A 19,593-nucleotide genomic window follows, 5' to 3' on the forward strand; every position below is an offset into this window, starting at 1 on the left:
ACGCCGCCGGTCACCCACAATCCCCCTTGGGAGCGCTCCCACACCCCCTACTCCCATGGAGATCCCTTGAAACACAGACCTCCTTCCCGTCTTTCCCGCCTGTCGAGGCGGCTCGCCGCAGCCGCGACGCTCGTGCTCGCGGCGGGCACGACCACGACCCTCGCGGCGCTGCCCGCGCACGCCGCCGTCGCCTGCGACGTGACGTACACCGCCAACCAGTGGACGAGCGGCCCAGGCCAGGGCGGGTTCACCGCCAACCTGACCCTGAAGAACACCGGCGACCCGATCACCTCGTGGACGCTCGGCTTCGACTTCCCGACCGCGGGCCAGAAGTACACGCCCACCGGCTGGAGCGCCAACTGGACGCAGTCGGGCACCCACGTCACCGCGACCAACATGCCCTACAACGGCAGCCTGGCCACCGGCGCCTCGACGACGCTCGGCTTCAACGGCACCTGGACGGACAGCAACCCGAGCCCGACCTCGTTCACCGTGAACGGCGTGACCTGCGGCGGCGCCAACACCCCGCCCACGGTCGCGCTGACCTCGCCCACCGCCGGCCAGACGTTCACCGCCCCGGCCACCGTGGCCATCGCCGCGAACGCCGCCGACAGCGACGGCACGGTCTCCAAGGTCGACTTCTACCAGGGCTCCACGCTGCTCGGCACCGACACCTCGGCGCCGTACGGCTACACCTGGCAGAACGTGGCCGCGGGCAGCTACTCGATCACCGCGAAGGCCACCGACAACGGGGGCGCGACCACGACCTCGGCCCCCGTCGGGATCACCGTCTCGCAGAACACCGGGCCCGCCCTCGTGGTGAGCCCGACCACGATCTCCGTGCCGGAGAAGGGCACCGCGGGCTTCGGCGTGAAGCTCTCGCAGGCGCCCGCCGCGAACGTGACCGTCACCACCGCCCGCACCAGCGGCGACGCCGACCTGACCGTCGGCTCCGGCGGCTCGCTCACCTTCACCCCGGCCAACTGGAACACCGTCCAGAACGTCACCCTGGCGGCGGCGGACGACGCCGACACCACCAGCGGCACCGCCGAGTTCACGGTGAGCGCGACCGGCTACACCCCGGTCAAGGTCACCGCCAGCGAGGCGGACGACGACCTCGGCGGCGACAACGAGTACGTCAAGCGGTTCGTCGAGATGTACAACGAACTGCACGACCCGGCCAACGGGTACTTCTCGCCCGACGGCGTGCCGTACCACTCGGTGGAGACGTTCATGGTCGAGGCGCCCGACCACGGGCACGAGACCACGTCCGAGGCCTACAGCTACTACCTGTGGCTGGAGGCGACCTACGGGCAGGTGACCGGCGACTGGGCGAAGTTCAACAACGCCTGGGCCTCGATGGAGAAGTACATCATCCCCTCGACCGCCGACCAGCCGACGAACTCCTTCTACAACCCCGCCAAGCCGGCCACGTACGCCGGTGAGTGGAACGACATCAAGCAGTACCCGACGCAGCTCGACTCCGGGGTGTCCGTGGGCTCGGACCCGCTGGCCAACGAGCTGAAGAGCGCGTACAACACCAGTGACGTCTACGGCATGCACTGGCTGCTCGACGTCGACAACACCTACGGCTTCGGCCACTGCGGCGACGGCACGAGCAAGAACACCTACATCAACACCTACCAGCGCGGCCCGGAGGAGTCGGTCTTCGAGACCATCCCGCAGCCGTCCTGCGACACCTTCAAGTTCGGCGGCCCCAACGGCTACCTCGACCTGTTCACCAAGGACAGCAACTACGCCAAGCAGTGGAAGTACACCAACGCGCCCGACGCCGACGCGCGGGCCGTCCAGGCGGCGTACTGGGCGCAGACGTGGGCCAAGCAGCAGGGCAAGGAGTCGCAGATCTCCGCGTCGGTCGCCAAGGCCGCCAAGATGGGCGACTACCTGCGGTACGCGATGTACGACAAGTACTTCAAGAAGCCCGGCTGCACCAGCACCTCGTGTGCCGCGGGCACCGGCAAGGACGCCTCCAACTACCTGCTGTCCTGGTACTACGCCTGGGGCGGCGCGAGCGACACCAGCGCGGGCTGGGCCTGGCGCATCGGCTCCAGCCACAACCACTCCGGCTACCAGAACCCGCTCGCGGCCTGGGCGCTGGCCAACGTGGCCGAGCTGAAGCCCAAGAGCGGCACCGGCGCGGCCGACTGGAGCACCAGTCTGACCCGTCAGCTGCAGTTCTACACCTGGCTCCAGTCGGCCGAGGGCGCCATCGCGGGCGGCGCGACCAACAGCTGGGAGGGCCACTACGCCACCCCGCCGGCCGGGCTGCCGAAGTTCCACGGCATGACCTACGACTGGCAGCCCGTCTACCACGACCCGCCGTCCAACCAGTGGTTCGGGTTCCAGGCGTGGACGATGGAGCGGGTGGCCGAGCTCTACTACGCCTCGGGCAACGCCGACGCCAAGGCGCTGCTGGACAAGTGGGTCACCTGGGCGATGGCCAACACCACGATCAACGCGGACGGCACGTACCAGATGCCGTCGACGCTCAAGTGGACCGGCCAGCCCGCCGGTGACTTCAGCGACCCGAACGGCATGCCGCCGCCCAACCCCGGCCTGCACGTGACGGTCGCCGACTACACCAACGACGTCGGCGTGGCCGGCTCGTACGCCAAGGCCCTGATGTACTACGCGGCCAAGGCGAACCACGCCGGGGCCAGGACCATGGCCAAGGCGCTGCTGGACGGCGTGTGGAAGAACCGCGACGCCAAGGGCGTGTCGGTGTCGGAGACCAAGACCGACTACAAGCGGCTGAACGACCCGGTCTACGTGCCCCCGGGCTGGACCGGCAAGATGCCGAACGGCGACACGATCAACTCCAGCTCGACGTTCATGTCGATCAGGTCCTTCTACAAGAACGACCCCGACTGGCCTGAGGTGAACGCCTACCTCCAGGGCACCGGGCCCGCGCCGACGTTCAACTACCACCGCTTCTGGGCGCAGGTGGACGTGGCCGTGGCCCTGGCCGAGTACGGGCGGCTCTTCCCGTGAGAAAGACGGCGATGATCGCCGCGGCGTCGCTGGTCCTGCCCCTGCTCGCAGGGGTGGGGCCGGTGGCCCACGCGGCCGCGCCCGCCTTCTCCTACGGTGAGGCGCTGCAGAAGTCGCTGTGGTTCTACGAGGCCCAGCAGTCGGGCGACCTGCCCGCCTGGAACCGCGTCTCCTGGCGCGGCGACTCGGGCCTGAACGACGGCAAGGACGCCGGGCTGGACCTGACCGGAGGCTGGTACGACGCGGGCGACCACGTCAAGTTCGGCTTCCCGATGGCCTTCTCGGCCACGATGCTGGCCTGGGGCGGCGTGGAGTACCGCGACGCCTACGCGGGCTCCGGCCAGCTCACCCACCTGCTGAACAACCTGAGGTTCGTCAACGACTACTTCGTCAAGGCCCACCCGTCGGCCAACGTGCTGTACGGGCAGGTCGGCAACGGCGGCACCGACCACGCCTGGTGGGGCCCGGCCGAGGCCATGCAGATGAACCGGCCCGCCTACAAGATCGACGCGTCCTGCGGCGGCTCGGACCTGGCGGGGGAGACGGCGGCGGCGATGGCGGCCTCGTCGATCGTCTTCCGTCCGACCGATCCGGCATATGCCGACAAGCTGGTGACGCACGCCAAGCAGCTGTACTCCTTCGCCGACACGGTCAGGAAGAAGTACAGCGACTGCATCAGCGACGCCCAGGGCTACTACAACTCCTGGAGCGGCTACAACGACGAGCTGGTCTGGGGGGCGATCTGGCTCTACCGGGCCACGAACGACGCCGCCTACCTGGCCAAGGCCGAGGCCGGTTACGACAACCTGGGCAACGAACCGCAGACCACGACGAAGTCGTACAAGTGGACGATCGCCTGGGACGACAAGTCGTACGGCGCGTACGTGCTGCTGCACAAGCTCACCGGCAAGCAGAAGTACCTGGACGACGCCGACCGCTGGCTCGACTGGTGGACGGTCGGCGTCAACGGCTCCAAGGTCAGGTACTCGCCGGGCGGCCAGGCCGTGCTGGACCGGTGGGGGTCGCTGCGGTACGCGGCCAACACCTCGTTCGTCGCGCTCGTGCACAGCGACTCGATCAGCGACCCGGCGCGCAAGGCCCGCTACCACGACTTCGCGGTCCGGCAGATCAACTACGCGCTCGGCGACAACCCGCGCAACTCCTCGTACCTGATCGGGTTCGGGGCCAACCCGCCGAAGAACCCGCACCACCGCACGGCGCACGGCTCGTGGACCGACCAGATCACCAACCCGGTCAACAGCCGCCACACGCTGTACGGCGCGCTGGTCGGCGGCCCGCCCGACCCCGACGACGTCTACGCCGACAAACGCGACGACTACGTCATGAACGAGGTCGCCACCGACTACAACGCCGGCTTCACCAGCGCCCTGGCCCGGCTCTACAAGGAGTACGGGGGAGCGCCCGCGGCGAACTTCCCGCCCGCCGAGACCCCGGACGGCCCGGAGATCTTCGTCGAGGCCGGCGTGAACGCCTCCGGCACGAACTTCACCGAGATCAAGGCCATCGTGCGCAACCAGTCGGCCTGGCCCGCCCGGGTCCTGTCGGACGGCTCGTTCCGCTACTACTTCACCCTCGACGGCTCGACGACCGCCTCGCAGATCAGCGTGTCGTCGGCCTACACGCAGTGCAAGGCCCCCACGCTCGGCGCGGCCGGCGGGAGCGTGCTCTACGTGGACATCGACTGCTCGGGGCAGGCCATCGCCCCGGCCGGGCAGTCGCAGCACCGCAGGGAGGTGCAGTTCAGGATCACCAGCGCGGGCGCCTGGAACCCGGCCGACGACTGGTCGTATCAGGGCATCCCGGCCACGCCGGGCGCGACGCCGGTGCAGACGAAGAACATCACCCTCTACAGCGGCGCCACCAAGATCTGGGGTGAGCCCCCGGGGCCGGAGGAGCAGGACACGACACCGCCCAGCAAGCCGGGCAGGCCCGCGGTCTCCGCGATCACGGGCACGGCGGCGAAGCTGAGCTGGACGGCCTCCACGGACAACGTGGGGGTGACCGGTTACGACGTCTACCTGGGGTCCGCCAAGGCGGGCACGGCCACCGGCACCTCGTACGACCTGAGCGGGCTCAGCCCGGCGACGGCGTACACGGTCTCGGTGGTGGCCAGGGACGCGGCGGGCAACAGCTCGACGCCGTCCGACGGCACGTCGTTCACGACCGCCGACCCGCCTCAGGGCGGCTGCGCGGCCACGTTCAAGGTCACCAGCTCCTGGGGTGGCGCGTACCAGGCCGAGGTGACCGTCAAGAACGCCGGCTCCGCGGCCATCACGGGCTGGACGGCCGCCTGGACGTCCGCGAACCAGATCACCCAGCTCTGGGGCGGAAGGCTCACCCAGACCGGCTCGTCCGTGTCCGTCAGGAACGAGGCGTGGAACGGCGGGCTCGCCGCCGGCGCCACGACCACGTTCGGCTTCATCGCCAACGGCGCCCCGTCCACCCCCGACCTCACCTGCACCCCCGCCTGAGCCTGCCGACCCCGCCCTCGCCCCGGCTGCCGAGCAGGGGCGAGGGCGGATCCACCGGCTCAGGGAAAGGCAGCACATGCGATCACTGTTCACCGCGCCGGCGCTCACCGCCGCGCTCGTGGCCGCCTCCTTGATCGTGCCGGGCACCGCGGCGCAGGCCGCCACCGGCATCCACGTGAGCGGCACGAAGATCCTGGAAGGCGACGGCCAGGAGTTCGTGATGCGCGGCACCAGCCACGCCCACACCTGGTACCCGGCCCAGACCAAGGCGTTCGCCGACATCAAGTCGCTGAAGGCCAACACCGTGCGCGTCGTGCTCAGCGGCGGCCGGTGGAGCGCCAACTCCGCCTCCGACGTGGCCGGCGTGGTCTCCCTGTGCAAGCAGAACAAGCTCATCTGCGTGCTGGAGGATCACGACACCACCGGGTACGGCGAGCAGAGCGGCGCGTACACGCTCGACCAGGCCGCCGACTACTGGATCAGCGTCAAGAGCGCCTTGGCCGGACAGGAGGACCACGTCGTCGTCAACATCGGCAACGAGCCGATCGGCAACAACGCCACCACGCCCGGCTGGGCCGAGGCCACCAAGGCCGCGATCGCCAAGCTGCGCGCCAACGGCATCCACCACGCGCTGATGGTGGACGCCCCCGCCTGGGGCCAGGACTGGCAGAACGTCATGCGGGACAACGCCGCGTCCGTCTTCGCCGCCGACCCCGACAAGAACACGATCTTCTCGGTGCACATGTACGGCGTCTACGACACCGCCGCCGAGATCACGTCGTACCTGGAGGCGTTCCGGACGGCCGGGCTGCCGCTGGTCATCGGCGAGTTCGGGTTCAATCACTCCGACGGCGACCCCGACGAGGACACGATCATGTCCCAGGCCGTGAGCCACGGCCTCGGCTACCTGGGCTGGTCATGGAGCGGCAACGGCGGCGGCGTCGAGTACCTCGACCAGGTCACCGGCTTCGACGTCAGCCGGCTCACCTCGTGGGGGCAGCGGCTGTTCAACGGCCCCAACGGCATCGCCGCCACGGCCAGGCAGGCGTCCGTCTACGGCGGCGGCGCCACCGACCCGACGCCGCCGAGCGCCCCCGGCGTCCCGGCGGTCTCGAACGTCACCTCGTCCGGCGCCACCCTGACCTGGCCGGCCGCCACCGACGACGTGGGCGTGACCGGCTACGACGTCTACACCTCGGCCGGCGTCCCGATCGGGACGACGGCCACCACCTCGATCACCCTGACCGGCCTGTCGCCCTCGACCGCCTACCAGGTGCACGTCAAGGCCAGGGACGCGGCGGGCAACCAGTCGGCCGCCTCGCCCACGGCCTCCTTCACCACCCTGGCCGGGGGCGGCGACGGCGGCTGCACGGCCGTGGGGACCGTCCAGAGCCGGTGGGGCAACGGGTACGTCCTGCAGCCCGTCACGGTGACCAACACCGGCACGACCGCCAGGAACGGCTGGACGGTGACGTTCACGCTGCCCGCGGGCCACACCGTGACCGGCTTCTGGAACGCCGCGGTGACGGTCAGCGGGCGGACCGTGACCGCGCGGAACCTGAGCTACAACGGCACGCTCGCGCCCGGCGCCGCCACCGGTTTCGGGATCCAGGCCGGTCGTCCGGACGGCGACGCGTCCGTCCCGTCCGGCTACACCTGCGCCGGCTAGAGAAGCCGGCTGGAGAAGCCGGTTGGAGAGGCCGGTTGGAGAAGGAGGAGGTGAGGCCGATCAACTGATCCTGCCCGCGACACCATCCCGCCCGGATGGGACGGACGCGGCCGGCGAACCCCCAGCCGGCCGCGTCCGTTTGCACCACCCACCGGCTCGGCCTTGCCCGGCGGTCAGCGGGGGTCCTGGGCGTGGGAGAAGCGTTCGCGGGCCGCGTCGATGGCGGCCTCGTCCGAGAAGTCGGCGAACGCCTCGTCGTGGTAGCGCGCGGGGATCAGCGCCCGGACCCGCTCCGGATATCCGGGCCCGGCGGCAGGAACCTTGACCTGCGGCGGCACGCCCAGCCGGACGGCGATGGGCCCCGAGGCCCGGACGGACATCGCCCAGTCGCGGCTCTCGCCGACGATCGCGCACAGGTGCCGCGCGTAGACCCAGCGCACCTCGGCCAGGCCGGCGGCGTCCGGCGGGTCCGTGCCGAACGGCTCCACCGCGCACACCACCCGAGCCTCGAACCCGTGCCCGTGGTCGTGGTGCTCTTGGGGCGTGGCCCGTTCGAGGATCAGCGTCACCTGGGCGGCGAGCTCCTGGTCGAGCCGCGCCGACTCCTGGTGGGCGGCGAACAGCGTCGCCCCGGCCAGCGCCAGGCCGGCCAGGGCGACGCCTGCCGCGATCTTCCCGCGACGTGGTCCGGTCACGGGCTCGTGCAGGTCAGCGCGGGCGCGGGGCTCGGGATCGAGCCGGTGGCGTTGAAGCCGAACGTGGTGGACGCGTTCGGCGCGAGCTGACCGTTGTAGGAGGCGTTCTTGACGGAGACGTTCGGCGGCTGGGCGGACAGCACGCCGTTCCAGGGCGCTCCTTCGAAGCCCTGGCCGCCGGAGTAGGTCCACTTGACCGTCCAGCCGTTCAGTGACGCCGTGCCGGTGTTCTTCACCGTCACCTCGCCCTGGAAGTGACCGGCCCAGCCGGTGTCGGTGGCCTTCCAGGTGGCGGTGCAGCCGCCGGGGGGCGGGGTCACCGTCGGGGTGACCGTCGGGGTGGACGTGGGCGTGCCTGAAGGCGTGCCGCCGCCGGGGCCGACGCCGGTGACCTGGCCGTTGCCGCCGTCGAAGACGACGTCGGAGCAGCTGTAGAAGTTCTCGTTGCTGTCGGAGCGGATCCAGTGGGTGTAGATGATGTGCCGCCCGGTCTTGCCGGAGGGGAGCTGGGCGTTCCAGTAGTAGTAGTTGAGCCCGCCGGGGCCGCCGCTGGCGGGCGGGTTGGTGACGCTGCCGAACGACTCCAGGTCCGACCACTTGAGCGGGCCGTCGGGGTTCCAGCCGTTCTTGGTGACGTAGTAGACGAAGGTGCCGGGGTGCTGGGCCCAGTTGCTGTGCCGCATCTGGATGCTCGCGCCCGACGTCAGGTGGGTCAGCGGCCAGTCGGAGCGGACGGCGTTGTAGGCGGTGAAGTCGTAGGGGCCGCCGGTGCCGCCGCTGCAGAGCTGGCCGTCGGGGATGAAGCCGCTGGTACGCCCGGCGCCGTCGGAACGCAGCACGGCGAACCAGTTGTAGAGCGGGGTCGCGCCGCTCTGGGCGACGGCCGCCGCGCAGGCCGGGTTGTAGGACTGGATCTGGCCGTTCTCGCGCAGGCCGTCCTGCCAGCACAGGAAGGTTCTGGCGCCGGGGAACATGGACACGCCGTGTGCCTGCGCCTGTGGCGGCGCGATCAGGACGGTGGCCAGCAGGACCAGGGCGGCGGTGAGCGCCGCCGTTCGAAAGTGTTTCATGGGGATTCCTTCGTGCAGGGGAACACAGGAACGCCCACGATCAGCCCGCCCGGCCAGCGCATTGAACCATGGGCGGCGCCGTCCCGACAACGCGGTGTGAAACTTTCAGCCGATCTTGGTCAGTGCCTGGCCCGGCGGGCGCGAGGGGCGCCGATCCCGGCGTGCCCCTCAGCCGGGTTCCATGGCCCGGTCGATCACCTTGAGCCTGGCCTCCAGCTCCGCCCGGCAGGCGGGGGCCAGGCGGCCCTCCCTGGCCCGGTCGGCGACCTTGCGCCGCACCTCGGCCGTGCCGGTGACCGCGGGGCCGCGGACCAGCGAGTCGAGCACCTGCTTGAGGTCGAGCACCACGTCCGCGTCGGTCGCGTCGCACGGTTCGCCGTCTTCGAGCGAGTCGTGGAAGCCGTCCACGGCCTGCTCGACGGTGACCGGCCCGGCCGGTGAGCTCCGCAACGCCCGGGAGGCCGACGCCGCGGCGGAGGGCGTGACGGGCGGCGTGACTGACGGCGCGACGGATGGCGTGACCTGCGGCGACAGCACCGGCTCCGGCTCGGACCGCTGGAACCACAGCAGCACGGTGAGCGCCAGCAGCGCCGACCCGGCCACCGTCAGCCCGCGCCGCACCTGCCGGGCGATCCCGGCCGTGCCGAGCGCCGAGGTCAGTGCGGCGACGATCTCCTCGGCCGTGGGCCGCTCCTCGGGCAGGTGCGCCAGGCAGCTCTGGCAGAGCGAGGCGACGCCGTGCGGCACGCCGGTCACCCGGGGCGGGGGATCGGTCCGGCGCGCCGCCTCGATCTCCTCCCACGTCGTCTCCGGGTACGGGGTGCGCCCGGTGAGCATGGCGAACAGCAGCACGCCCAGGGCGTACACGTCCACGGCCGGGTGGGTGGGGGCGCCGAGGAGGCGTTCGGGGGCGACGTAGGGCGGGGTGCCGCGGTCGTCGTCGGGGTCGCCGGCCCAGGCCGCGATGCCGAAGTCGAGCAACTTGGGGCCGTCGGCGGTGAGCAGCACGTTCTCGGCGGTGACGTCCCGGTGGACCAGGCCGCGGGCGTGCCCGGCCATCAGCACGCGGGCCAGCCGCAGGGCGATGGCCGCCGCCTCGGTCCACGGCAGCGGCCCCTCGGCGATGCGCTCGGCCAGCGGGGTGCCGTCGAGCAGGGGCATCACCACGTACGCGGCCACGCCGCCCTTCGCGGTGACGGTCTCGCCGTAGTCGTAGATCTCGATCGAGTCCCGGTGGATGAACCGGGCCGCGGCGCGGGCCTCGCTGCGCACCCGGACGCGTTCGCCGTGGTCGGTGTGCAGCGAGGCGGTCAGCACCTTGACCGCGACCAGCCGCTGCAACGACTGGTCGAAGGCACGCCAGATGACCGACATGCCGCCGTGGGCCAGCGGGTCCAGCAGCAGGTACCGCCGGGCCAGCACGTCCCCCGGCTCAAGCTGACTCACGGATGACCAGTTCCGTGGGGAGGACGGGGTCGATCCCCGTCGCCCCGGTCAGGAGCAGGCGGGTGGCGACCGTGGCGAGCTCCTCGACGGGCTGGCGGATGGTGGTCAGCGCCGGGACGGTGTGCCGGGCCACGGGGGCGTCGTCGAAGCCGATCACGGCGACGTCCGCGGGCACCTTGCGGCCGGCCCGGCGCAGGGCCTGGATCGCGCCGGCCGCCATCAGGTCGGAGGCGACGAAGACGGCGTCGAGGCCGGGCGCGTGGCGTAACAACCACTGCATGGCGTGCGTGCCCGAGGCCGCGGTGAAGTCGCCGTAGGCCACGGGCACGTCGGGGGCGCCGGCCGACTGCAGGGTGCGGACGAGCCCTTCGAGCCGGTCGCGGGCGGCGGGCAGGGAGGGCGGGCCGCCGATGGCCGCCACGTTCCTGCGGCCCTGTAACAGCAGGTGCTCGGCCGCCTGCCGGCCGCCGTCGAGGTTGTCCACGTCGGCGTAGGGCAGCTTGAGGTCGTGGGGCGGCCGGCCGATGTTGCGGACCGGGATGCCGGCCGTGGACAGCTTGATGGCCAGCGGATGGCGTTCGCGCGCGCCGACGATGAGGACGGCGCCCGACAGCGCGGGCAGCGTGGAGGAGGTGGGCGTCACGGTCGTCACCATCAGGTGGGTGCCGTGCTCGGCGATCACCGCTCCGGCGGCGGACAGGAGCCTGGCGTAGTAGGGCTCGGAGAACAGGCGGGGGAGATGGTCGCAGATCACCGCCGTGACGCCGTCGGTCAGCGTCTTGGCGGCGCTGCCCCTGGGCGCGCGTTGTCGGACGTAGCCCATGCGGGAGACGGCGTCGTAGACTTGCCGGCGGGTCGAGGTACTGACCCGCACCGAGCCCGTGAGGACTCGAGATGCGGTCGCGGGGGAAACCCCTGCAGCGGCCGCCACCTGTGCCAGTGTGGGCTGCTCGGTCATGGAGCACCTCGCGGAAAGATCCTGGGAGCGCTCCCACGTTACCAATGTTTCGCCGCTGTTAATAGGGCCTTCGCAGGGGGTGCGTCCGGGTGTGCGGACGCCCGCCGAATCTGCTCAGGTGGGGGCGGTGGTCACCGCCAGAGGTTTTCCCGCCGCAGGTCGATCACGCCATATTGACCATCCGTTAGGGGTATCCGGGACGCGCCGGATACCCCTGGACGTCCGTCTCTAGCGCCTGCCGCGGCCGCGGCCGTGACCGTTGCCGTCGCCGTTCTGGTAACCCTGGCCGGGGCCGAAGTCGCCGTCGGGGTTGACGTCGGTGAGGCCCTGGTCCCTGTTGTCGTCGGGCTCCTGCCTGCGGGGGGCGCAGCCCTGGCCGCAGCCGCCGAAGCGGGAGGAGTCGACCGGGGTGAAGGCCGTCGCCGGGGTGCCCTTGAGCGCGGCCTTCATGGTGGCGTTCCAGATCGGGCCGGGGATGGAGGCGCCGAAGACCGAGGGGTAGTACCGGCCGCCGATGGTGATGCCGTTCAGCTTGTGGGTCGTCGAGCCGCGCGGGTCGCCGATGCTGACCGCGCCGGCCAGGTCGGGGGTGAACCCGGCGAACCAGGCGGTGGCCTGGTCGTCGGTGGTGCCGGTCTTGCCCGCCGCCGGCCGGCCGATGCCGCCGACCCCTCGCATCGTGCCCTTGGTGAAGACGCCGGACAGGATGTTCGCCGCCGCGTCGGCGACCTCGGGGTCGAACGCCTGCGTGCACTTGGGCTTGTACTCGGTCACCTTGCCGTTGCGGTCGGTGATCTGGGTGATGGCCGTCGGCGGGCAGTACTTGCCGCGCGCGCCGATCGCCGCGTAGGCCGTGGCCACGGTCACCGGGTCCATCTCGTTGATGCCGAGCGTGAACGTCTCGAACTCCTGGAGCTTGCCGCCGTCGGAGCGCTTGATGCCGAGCGACTTGGCGGTCTCGACCACCTTGCAGAGGCCGACCTTCTGCTCCAGCGTCATGAAGAACGTGTTCACCGAGCCCCAGGTGCCGGTGGCCAGCGACTTGAAGCCGCCGCCGCCCTCGTCGTTGGTGACGGTGTGACTCGGGTCGCCGACGTTCTGGCCCTTGCAGTTCTTGAACGCCCAGTAGTTGGGGGCGGTGTAGCCGCTGCCCACGTTGAAACCGTCGTTGATCTTCATGCCCTGCTTGAGCGCGGTGAGCAGGGTGAACGTCTTGAACGTCGAGCCGGCCTGGAAGCCGACGCCGCCGCCGTGCACCGCGTCGGCCACCACGTTGTACGACATCTCGTGCTTGCGCCTGGAGTTGCCGTACTTGCGGCTGGCGGCCATGGCCTTGATCTCGCCCGTGCCCGGCTTGACCAGGGCCTCGGAGGCGACCGGGTTGTCGGAGGCGAAGACGTGCTTCTTGATGGCCTCCTCGGCGGCCTTCTGCATCTTCGGGTCGATCGTGGTCTTGATCGTCAGGCCGCCCCGGTTGAGGAACTGGGTGCGGGCCTTGCTGGTCTTGCCGAAGGCCGGGTTGCTGAGGATCTCGTTGCGCACGTACATGCAGAAGTACGGGTACGGGCTGGCGCCGCAGCCGCCGGGCAGCGGGGTGCCCTTGTAGCCGAGCTTCTTGGACTTGGCCTCGTCGTGCTGCTCAGGCGTGATCTTCTTGAGTTCGAGCATCCTGTCGAGCACCACGTTGCGCCGTTGGAGCAGCCGCGCCTGGGCCTGCTTGCCCAGGTTGGGGTCGGTGCTGTTCGGGTCCTGGACGGCGCCGGCCAGCGCGGCCGCCTGGGGCAGCGTCAGCTCGGCGGCCGACACCCCGAAGAAGCGCTTGGCCGCCGCCTCGATCCCGTACGCGCCGGCGCCGAAGTAGGCGATGTTGAGGTACTTGCCGAGAATCTCGTCCTTGCTGTACTTCTCCTCGACCGCCATCGCGTACCGCAGTTCCTTGAGCTTGCGCGCGTAGCTGGCCTCAAGGGCGGCGTTCTTCTCCTTCTTGGTGACGGCCGAGTTGAGCAGCACCTGCTTGACGTACTGCTGGGTGATGGAGGAGCCGCCCTGGGCGATGCCGCCCGAAGTGAGGTTCTTGGCCAGGGCTCGCGCGGTGCCTTCGATGTCGATCGCGCCGTGCTGGTAGAAGCGGAAGTCCTCGATGGAGATGATGGCCGTCTTCATGATGTCGGCCACCTGGTCGAGCGAGACGTTCTCGCGGTACTCCTCGTAGAACTGGGCGATCTGGTTGCCCTTGGCGTCGAGGACCGTCGTCTTCTCGGCGAGCGGCGGTTCTTTGAGGTCTTCCGGTTTGATGTTCAGTTCCTCGGACGCCGAGACGAACATCGCTCCGGTGCCGCCGACCGCCGGCAACGCGATGGCCGCGGCCACCACTCCCGCGGCCATCGCAGCCCCGGTCAGGCGCACGATGCTCGACATTCGGGAACCCATGCGGAAAAACCTCCCCATCTCGGCTTTTGGGTGCATCCTAAACCCGCCCATGACCTGCTCTCTGTAAAAAGACGAAGCGCGCGCCGGCGGTGGATGCCTCTACCCCGGGTGAGACGCCGAAGCACGGGATTTGGTTCGCCGGGTTTCCCGTCGAATTCGTTTCCTGGGGGTCTGCGGGGATAGGGCGTGGTCATGACTTCTCACCGAGTGTTGCCACGCGAGCAGGCGCGGGTCCGTGAGCCGGTCACCGCTCCCCGCCGGAGGCCGGTCCTGGACGACACCCTGACGCTGCTGCTCGACCCGTACCGCTTCATCGGCGACCGGGCGCGGCGGCTCGGCTCCGACGTCTTCGAGACGCGGCTGCTGCTCCAGCCGACCGTCTGCATGACCGGCGCGCAGGCCGCCGAGGTCTTCTACGACCCCGAGCTGTTCGTCCGGGACGGCGCCGCGCCCCGGCGGCTCCAGGCGACGCTGTTCGGCAGGAACGGCGTGCAGGCCCTCGACGGCGAGACCCACCGGGCGCGCAAGGCCATGTTCATGTCGCTGATGGGCCGGGAGGGCCGCGACCGGCTGGCGGAGCTGGCCGGCCGGCGCTGGCGCGAGCGCATCCGCGCCTGGCAGGGCATGCCGCGGGTCGTCCTGTACGAGGAGGTCAGCAGGCTGCTGTGCCAGGCGGTCTGCGACTGGACGGGCGTGCCGCTGCCGCCCGCGCGGGTGCCCGAGGTCACCGCCACCCTCCAGGCGGCCATCGAGGGCGCGGGCGGGCTCGGCCCCCGCTACCTGCGCGGCCGGTACGCCCGGATCAAGGGCGACCTGTGGCTGTCCGGCCTGATCCGCTTCGCCCGCGACGACCCCGGCCGCTTCGCCGGCACGGTGACCGGCCTGATCGCGGGCTACCGCGACCCCGACGGCGCCCTGCTGCCGGCCAGGACCGCGGCCGTCGAGCTGCACAACGTGCTGCGGCCCACGGTGGCGGTGGCCAGGTTCGTGACGTTCGCGGCCATGGCCCTGCACGCCCACCCGGAGTACTACGAGCGCGTCCGCGAGGGCGACGAGCAGTTCGTCGAGCACTTCGTCCAGGAGGTACGCCGGTTCTATCCGTTCTTCCCGTTCGTCGCCGCCAAGGTGGCCAAGCCCTTCACCTGGCACGGCGAGCACTTCCCGCAGGGCCGGCGGGCACTGCTCGACCTGTACGGCATCGACCACGACCCGCGCCTGTGGGACCGTCCAGGCGAGTTCCGCCCGGAACGGTTCGCCGAATGGGACGGCGGCGAGTACGACTTCGTCCCCCAGGGCGGCGGCGACCACTACGAAGGGCATCGGTGCCCCGGCGAGTGGATCACCGTGGACCTGATGAAGCTGGCGGTGACCGCGCTGACCCGCTGGATGACCTACGGCGTGCCGGCCCAGGACCTGCGCATGCCGTCGTGGCGCGCTCCGGCCGTCCCCAACAGCCGTTTCGTCATCGACCAGGTCGAGGCCGTCTGAGATTCGGGCAGCGCCGGGCAAAGAAGCGTGTTGCCGCGCGGGTGCGCGCGCGAGGGTCTGGCAACGTTCACCGGGGCGATTCTTCCTGGCCTTGGTGGAGGGTTTCATGCGTCGTGTCGTGGACGACGAGGAGCAGGTCGATCAACTGGTCTCGGCCGCCAGGGCGTACTGGGGGGACAGCGCGGGCGACACGGGTTGCGTGGTGGCCGAGGCGTTCGACGAGGACGTCCGGGCGGTCGTGCGCACCGTCATGGTCGCCAAGGCCGTGTGCGGGCTGCTGTCGGCCCGGCTGGTCGTGCTCACCGACCCGCGGTGGCGGCCGCTGGCCGAGGCATTCGGGGCCGCCGCCGATCTCGGGCCGCCCGACGCGCTGGTCACCAGCCGGATCGATCCCGGCGTGCGCACCGACATCCCGGTCGTGCACGTGCACGGCACCGGGTCGCTGCAGGCGTACGCGCTCTTCCCGGGTGAGACGCCCGTCTCCTTCGGCGAGGAGCTGCCCGGCCGGGTCGCGGAGTTCTTCGAGCGCCAGATCTGGCCCAACAGGGAGGCGATCCGGCCGAGCGCCGAGCGTACGGCCTGGCGGGCCAAGGAGGGCTACCAGGTCCGCACCGACACCGAACGCCGCCAGCTCCGCCTCTACGGCTGCTCCCGGCTGCGCCTGGACCCCGGCCGGCCCACCGTCACGGTGTTCGGCCACATGCCGGGCCGCGACACCGAGCTGTTCGAGGAGGCCGAGCGGTACGCGGCCGGCGAGGATTCGGCCAACTGGCTGTTCCTCGACCGCCTGCGCTCCGGCCTGCTGTCGCCGAACATCCTGTGGAGCATGACCGACGTCGCCGTCACGTTCGGCGGCAGCGACCTGGCCGCCTTCGGCGTCCCCGTCATCCAGGCCGGCTGGTCGGAGGGCGCCGCCTGCGGGGCCACCCACCTCGCGCGCACGCCGGAGGAGCTGCGCGACCGGCTCGGCGAGGCCGTCGCCGTGCACGGCAAGGCGGAGACGGTCCTCGGCCCGGAGCAGCGCGAGCGCGCCCGCCTGTGGTTGTGGCTGCGCCGCTGCGGCGCCGACGTGCCGACCCAGGTCCTGCCGCGCTGGGAGCTCGGCCCCGACTACCCGCGGGCCCTGGCGGTCGCCCTGCGGCACGCCGAGCCCGACGGCGACCCGCTCTTCGAGGCGGTGCGCCGCATGTGGGAGCGCCGCGACCCCGTGCTCACCCGATTCGACTTCCAGGACCTGGCCAAGACCACACTGACCCCCGCGAGGAGCGCCCGATGACCGGAACAGGACCCATCACAGAGCTCGACCCGGTGATCCTGCCCGCGATCCCGCCCGTGCACGTGACCAGCGGGCGGTTCCCCGCCCTGCAGGTGATCGACCGGCTGCACCGGGGCAGCCAGATCGTGGGCAGGTTCGAGACGTCCGGGCTGGTCGGCTTCAAGGTGTCCGCGCAGGGACGGCCGCTGCGGGTGCAGATGTCGCTGTCCATGGACGAGCGGTCGGTCAGCGGCTGGCACACCGGCAGGACGGGCCCCGACTTCACGACGCCCCGGTGCGTCCAGATCCGTTCCCAGGGACGCCTGCGCCAGTGCGTGCTGTTGCGCGGCCGCAACCCGCACGCCCGCGTGGCCTTCGACCTGACCCCCGAGGAGATCCCGGACGACGGGCTGATCTGCGTCGAGGCCCTGGACATCATGGAGGGCGACGGCGTCTGCGACGAGGTGCGCACGTTCCTGTCCGGCCGGGTCCAGGAAGACGGGGTGGCCGGGCTGCGGCTGAACAAGATCGTGTTCGAGGAGCCGCCCGAGGTCGACTACGACCCCGACACGCTCGACGGCTCCCGCTGCGAGCTGTCCTCGCTGATCAGCGGCGGCGGCCTGGCCAACGTCAACCGGCAGGGCGTGCGCGTCCTGCGGTCGGGCATGTTCGTGGTCAACCCGGTGCTGCGCGACACGTTCGGGGCCAGCGGGCGGATCACGCTCCGGCTGGGCACGAAGGCGGAGGCGGCCAGCATGATCCCGGCGACCTGGCGGCGGGTCAACAGCGAGCTGCGCTGGCTGCGGCACGCCACCAGGAAGCTCCTCGGCACGGCGGCCCCCACGGTGGAGCGCGTCTACAGCCTCAGGGACGGCGTGGCCGGGCCCTTCGGGCAGACCGTCCACGGGAACGTCACCGAGCTCGTCCTGCCGAGCCCGACGGTCTCGCCGTTCCTCGTGGTGATCGAGCGGGTGCCGGGCGTCCTGCCGACGCTGGAGTCGGGCACCTCGGACTAGCGGGAGCTCCGGCTCCCTCGACCCGCGTGACCTGCGACAGCCGGTGACAGCCCGCCGTTCTGGCGGGAAAACTGGTGATCAGCGGTGATAACGCCACTCTGAGGGCAGTTGTCATGGGTGGGCGGGAACGGTTTGAGCATCGAGACGACCCGGCATCAGCAGTGCACGGTCATGCGCGCCACGGGCGAGCTCGACCACGCGGGACGGGTCAGCTTCAGCGCCCACATCAACGCGGTGTGGGACTGGTCGCCCGGACCCGTCCTCGTCTTCGACCTGGGCGACCTGGTCTTCTACGACTCCTCCGCCATCGGCGTGCTGGCCACGGCGATCCAGCGGATGGAGGCGGAGCCGGGCGGCCGGATCATCGTGGTCAGCCCGTCCGACCACCTGCTGTCGGTGCTGCGGCTGACGGACCTGCTCTCCCACGTCGAGCTGCGCGGCAGCGTCGAGGAGACCGTGGCGGAGCTGACGGTGGGCGCCGTCCGGCCGCCCGTCCCCCCGACATGGTCCGGGGGGACGTCGGACGTCGCCTACAACCCGTAGGTCTCCAGCAGCCGCAGCCAGATCTCGCTCACGGTCGGGAACGACGGCACGGCGTGCCAGAGCCGGTCGAGCGGCACCTCGCCGGTGACCGCGATCGTGGCGGCGTGCAGCAGCTCGCCGACGCCGGGACCGGCGAAGGTGACGCCGAGCAGCACCTTCCTGTCCTCGTCCACCACCGCCTTGGCGCGGCCGCGGTAGCCGTCGCCCAGCAGGTACGCGCCCGAGACCGAGCCGAGGTCGTACTCGACCGCGCGCACCCGGAAGCCGGCCTTCCTGGCCTCGGCCTCCGTACGGCCGACCGCGCAGACCTGCGGGTCGGTGAAGACCACCTGCGGCGCGCCGAAGCCGTCGGCGACGTCGCGCATGGCGGGCAGGTCGTCGCCGTGCGCCCGCGCGGCTATCACGTCGCCGCAGATCCTGGCCTGGTACTTGCCCATGTGGGTGAGCAGCGCGCGGCCGTTGACGTCGCCGACGGCGTAGAGCCAGCCGCCCGGCACGCCGGTGGCCCGCATGCTGTCGTCGACCTCGACGGGCGCGTCGTCGGGCAGGCCGACCGTGTCCAGCCCGATCCCACGGGTGGCGACCTTGCGGCCGGTGGCCACCAGCAGCTCGTCGGCCTCCAGCGGCGGGCCCTCCGACAGGTGCACGGTCACCTTGCCGCCCGGCTCGGGCCGCTCGACCCTGACCACGTCGGTGTGCAGGCGCACGTCGATGCCCGCCTCGCCGAACGACCGGGCCACCAGCTCGCCCGCGAACGGCTCGATCCGGCCGAGCAGCCCGCCGCCGCGGACCAGCACGGTCGTCTGCCGCGCGCCCAGCCCGTGCATGGCCTGCGCCATCTCGCAGGCGACCACGCCGCCGCCGATCACCACCAGGCGTTCGGGCACCTTGGTCGCGGCGGTGACCTCGTGGCTGGTCCACGGCTTCGCCTCGGCCATGCCCGGCACCGGCGGGACCGCCGCCGTGCTGCCGGTGGCCAGCACGACCGCCTGCCGGGCCGTGAGCACCCGCTCGCCGCCGTCGGGGGTCGTGACGACCACCCGCCGCTCGCCGTCGAGCCGCCCCCTGCCGCGGACGAACTCCGCCGGCACGCCCTCGACCCAGCTCACCTGCCCGGAGTCGTCGTAGCGTGAGACCGCCTCGTCGCGCCGGGCGAGCACCGCGGCCACGTCGATCGGCCCCAGCGAGAGCCCGGGCACCCGGGACACCTCGCCGGCCAGGTCGACCGGGCGCAGCAGCGCCTTGCTCGGGATGCACGCCCAGTAGGAGCACTCGCCGCCGGCCAGCCGCTCCTCGACGATCGCGGCGCTCAACCCGCCGCGGACCGCCCGCTCGACGACGTTCTCGCCCGCCGGGCCGGCCCCGATCACGATGACGTCGAACTCCTCAGCCACGCTGCCTCCCCACACTCGTCCTCGATTCGCACTCTTTCATGCCCTGCTCGCGCCACCCGAGGTGGCCACGGGCGTGAACCCTTTCGGCCCGCGACGGAGAGACCGGGTAGATGCCCGCGCCGTCC

General features: G+C 71.3%; 13 protein-coding genes. 7 read left to right on the forward strand and 6 right to left on the reverse strand.

The annotated features are described in order from the left end of the window. The first annotated feature begins 66 nt into the window (after positions 1-66). The 3 genes from AB0C33_RS24515 to AB0C33_RS24525 all read left to right on the forward strand — a co-directional run bounded on the left by AB0C33_RS24515 (position 67) and on the right by AB0C33_RS24525 (position 7,173). The gene (locus tag AB0C33_RS24515; RefSeq protein ID WP_358291674.1) at positions 67-3,012 is read left to right on the forward strand and encodes a glycoside hydrolase family 48 protein; all 2,946 of its coding nucleotides are present in this window, start codon (positions 67-69) and stop codon (positions 3,010-3,012) included. An 11-nt stretch (positions 3,013-3,023) separates the two neighbouring features. Next, complete coding sequence (locus AB0C33_RS24520; RefSeq protein WP_358291829.1) at positions 3,024-5,504, forward strand: glycoside hydrolase family 9 protein; 2,481 nt, start codon at positions 3,024-3,026, stop codon at positions 5,502-5,504. Between the two features lie 76 nt (positions 5,505-5,580). After that, positions 5,581-7,173, forward strand: a complete 1,593-nt coding sequence (locus AB0C33_RS24525; RefSeq protein WP_358291676.1) for a cellulase family glycosylhydrolase — start codon at positions 5,581-5,583, stop codon at positions 7,171-7,173. Positions 7,174-7,346: 173 nt separating this feature from the next. On the opposite strand, the gene AB0C33_RS24530 is transcribed toward AB0C33_RS24525, so the two are convergent. From AB0C33_RS24530 to AB0C33_RS24550, 5 genes are all read right to left on the reverse strand, one after another. Continuing rightward, positions 7,347-7,868 carry a hypothetical protein gene (locus tag AB0C33_RS24530; RefSeq protein ID WP_358291678.1) on the reverse strand — a complete coding sequence of 174 codons (522 nt, stop codon included), beginning with the start codon at positions 7,866-7,868 and terminating at the stop codon, positions 7,347-7,349. Further along, positions 7,865-8,938, reverse strand: a complete 1,074-nt coding sequence (locus tag AB0C33_RS24535; RefSeq protein ID WP_358291680.1) for a lytic polysaccharide monooxygenase — start codon at positions 8,936-8,938, stop codon at positions 7,865-7,867. The genes AB0C33_RS24530 and AB0C33_RS24535 overlap by 4 nt, the downstream gene beginning before the upstream one ends. 168 nt (positions 8,939-9,106) lie before the next feature. Next, entirely contained in the window at positions 9,107-10,384 is a 1,278-nt protein-coding gene (locus AB0C33_RS24540) for a serine/threonine-protein kinase (protein WP_358291681.1), read from the reverse strand. Further along, positions 10,371-11,342 carry a LacI family DNA-binding transcriptional regulator gene (locus AB0C33_RS24545; RefSeq protein WP_352358712.1) on the reverse strand — a complete coding sequence of 324 codons (972 nt, stop codon included), beginning with the start codon at positions 11,340-11,342 and terminating at the stop codon, positions 10,371-10,373. Before AB0C33_RS24545 ends, AB0C33_RS24540 begins: the two co-directional genes overlap by 14 nt. 228 nt (positions 11,343-11,570) lie before the next feature. Beyond that, the gene (locus tag AB0C33_RS24550; protein WP_358291683.1) at positions 11,571-13,772 is read right to left on the reverse strand and encodes a transglycosylase domain-containing protein; all 2,202 of its coding nucleotides are present in this window, start codon (positions 13,770-13,772) and stop codon (positions 11,571-11,573) included. Positions 13,773-13,964: 192 nt separating this feature from the next. Here AB0C33_RS24550 and AB0C33_RS24555 point away from each other — a divergent pair, with 192 nt between their 5' ends. The 4 genes from AB0C33_RS24555 to AB0C33_RS24570 all read left to right on the forward strand — a co-directional run bounded on the left by AB0C33_RS24555 (position 13,965) and on the right by AB0C33_RS24570 (position 18,074). Then, complete coding sequence (locus tag AB0C33_RS24555; RefSeq protein WP_358291685.1) at positions 13,965-15,260, forward strand: cytochrome P450; 1,296 nt, start codon at positions 13,965-13,967, stop codon at positions 15,258-15,260. Positions 15,261-15,366: 106 nt separating this feature from the next. Beyond that, positions 15,367-16,536: a hypothetical protein gene (locus AB0C33_RS24560; RefSeq protein WP_358291687.1), complete on the forward strand. Its 1,170-nt coding sequence runs from the start codon at positions 15,367-15,369 to the stop codon at positions 16,534-16,536. Then, positions 16,533-17,531, forward strand: coding sequence for a hypothetical protein (locus AB0C33_RS24565; RefSeq protein ID WP_358291690.1), 999 nt, complete (start codon positions 16,533-16,535; stop codon positions 17,529-17,531). The genes AB0C33_RS24560 and AB0C33_RS24565 overlap by 4 nt, the downstream gene beginning before the upstream one ends. 132 nt (positions 17,532-17,663) lie before the next feature. Continuing rightward, positions 17,664-18,074, forward strand: a complete 411-nt coding sequence (locus AB0C33_RS24570) for an STAS domain-containing protein (protein ID WP_358291692.1) — start codon at positions 17,664-17,666, stop codon at positions 18,072-18,074. Here the strand turns inward: AB0C33_RS24570 and AB0C33_RS24575 are convergent. Further along, entirely contained in the window at positions 18,062-19,468 is a 1,407-nt protein-coding gene (locus AB0C33_RS24575; RefSeq protein ID WP_358291694.1) for an NAD(P)/FAD-dependent oxidoreductase, read from the reverse strand. The genes AB0C33_RS24570 and AB0C33_RS24575 overlap by 13 nt on opposite strands. Positions 19,469-19,593: the final 125 nt, after the last annotated feature.

Source organism: Nonomuraea sp. NPDC048881, from assembly GCF_040649795.1.
Classification (GTDB): domain Bacteria; phylum Actinomycetota; class Actinomycetes; order Streptosporangiales; family Streptosporangiaceae; genus Nonomuraea.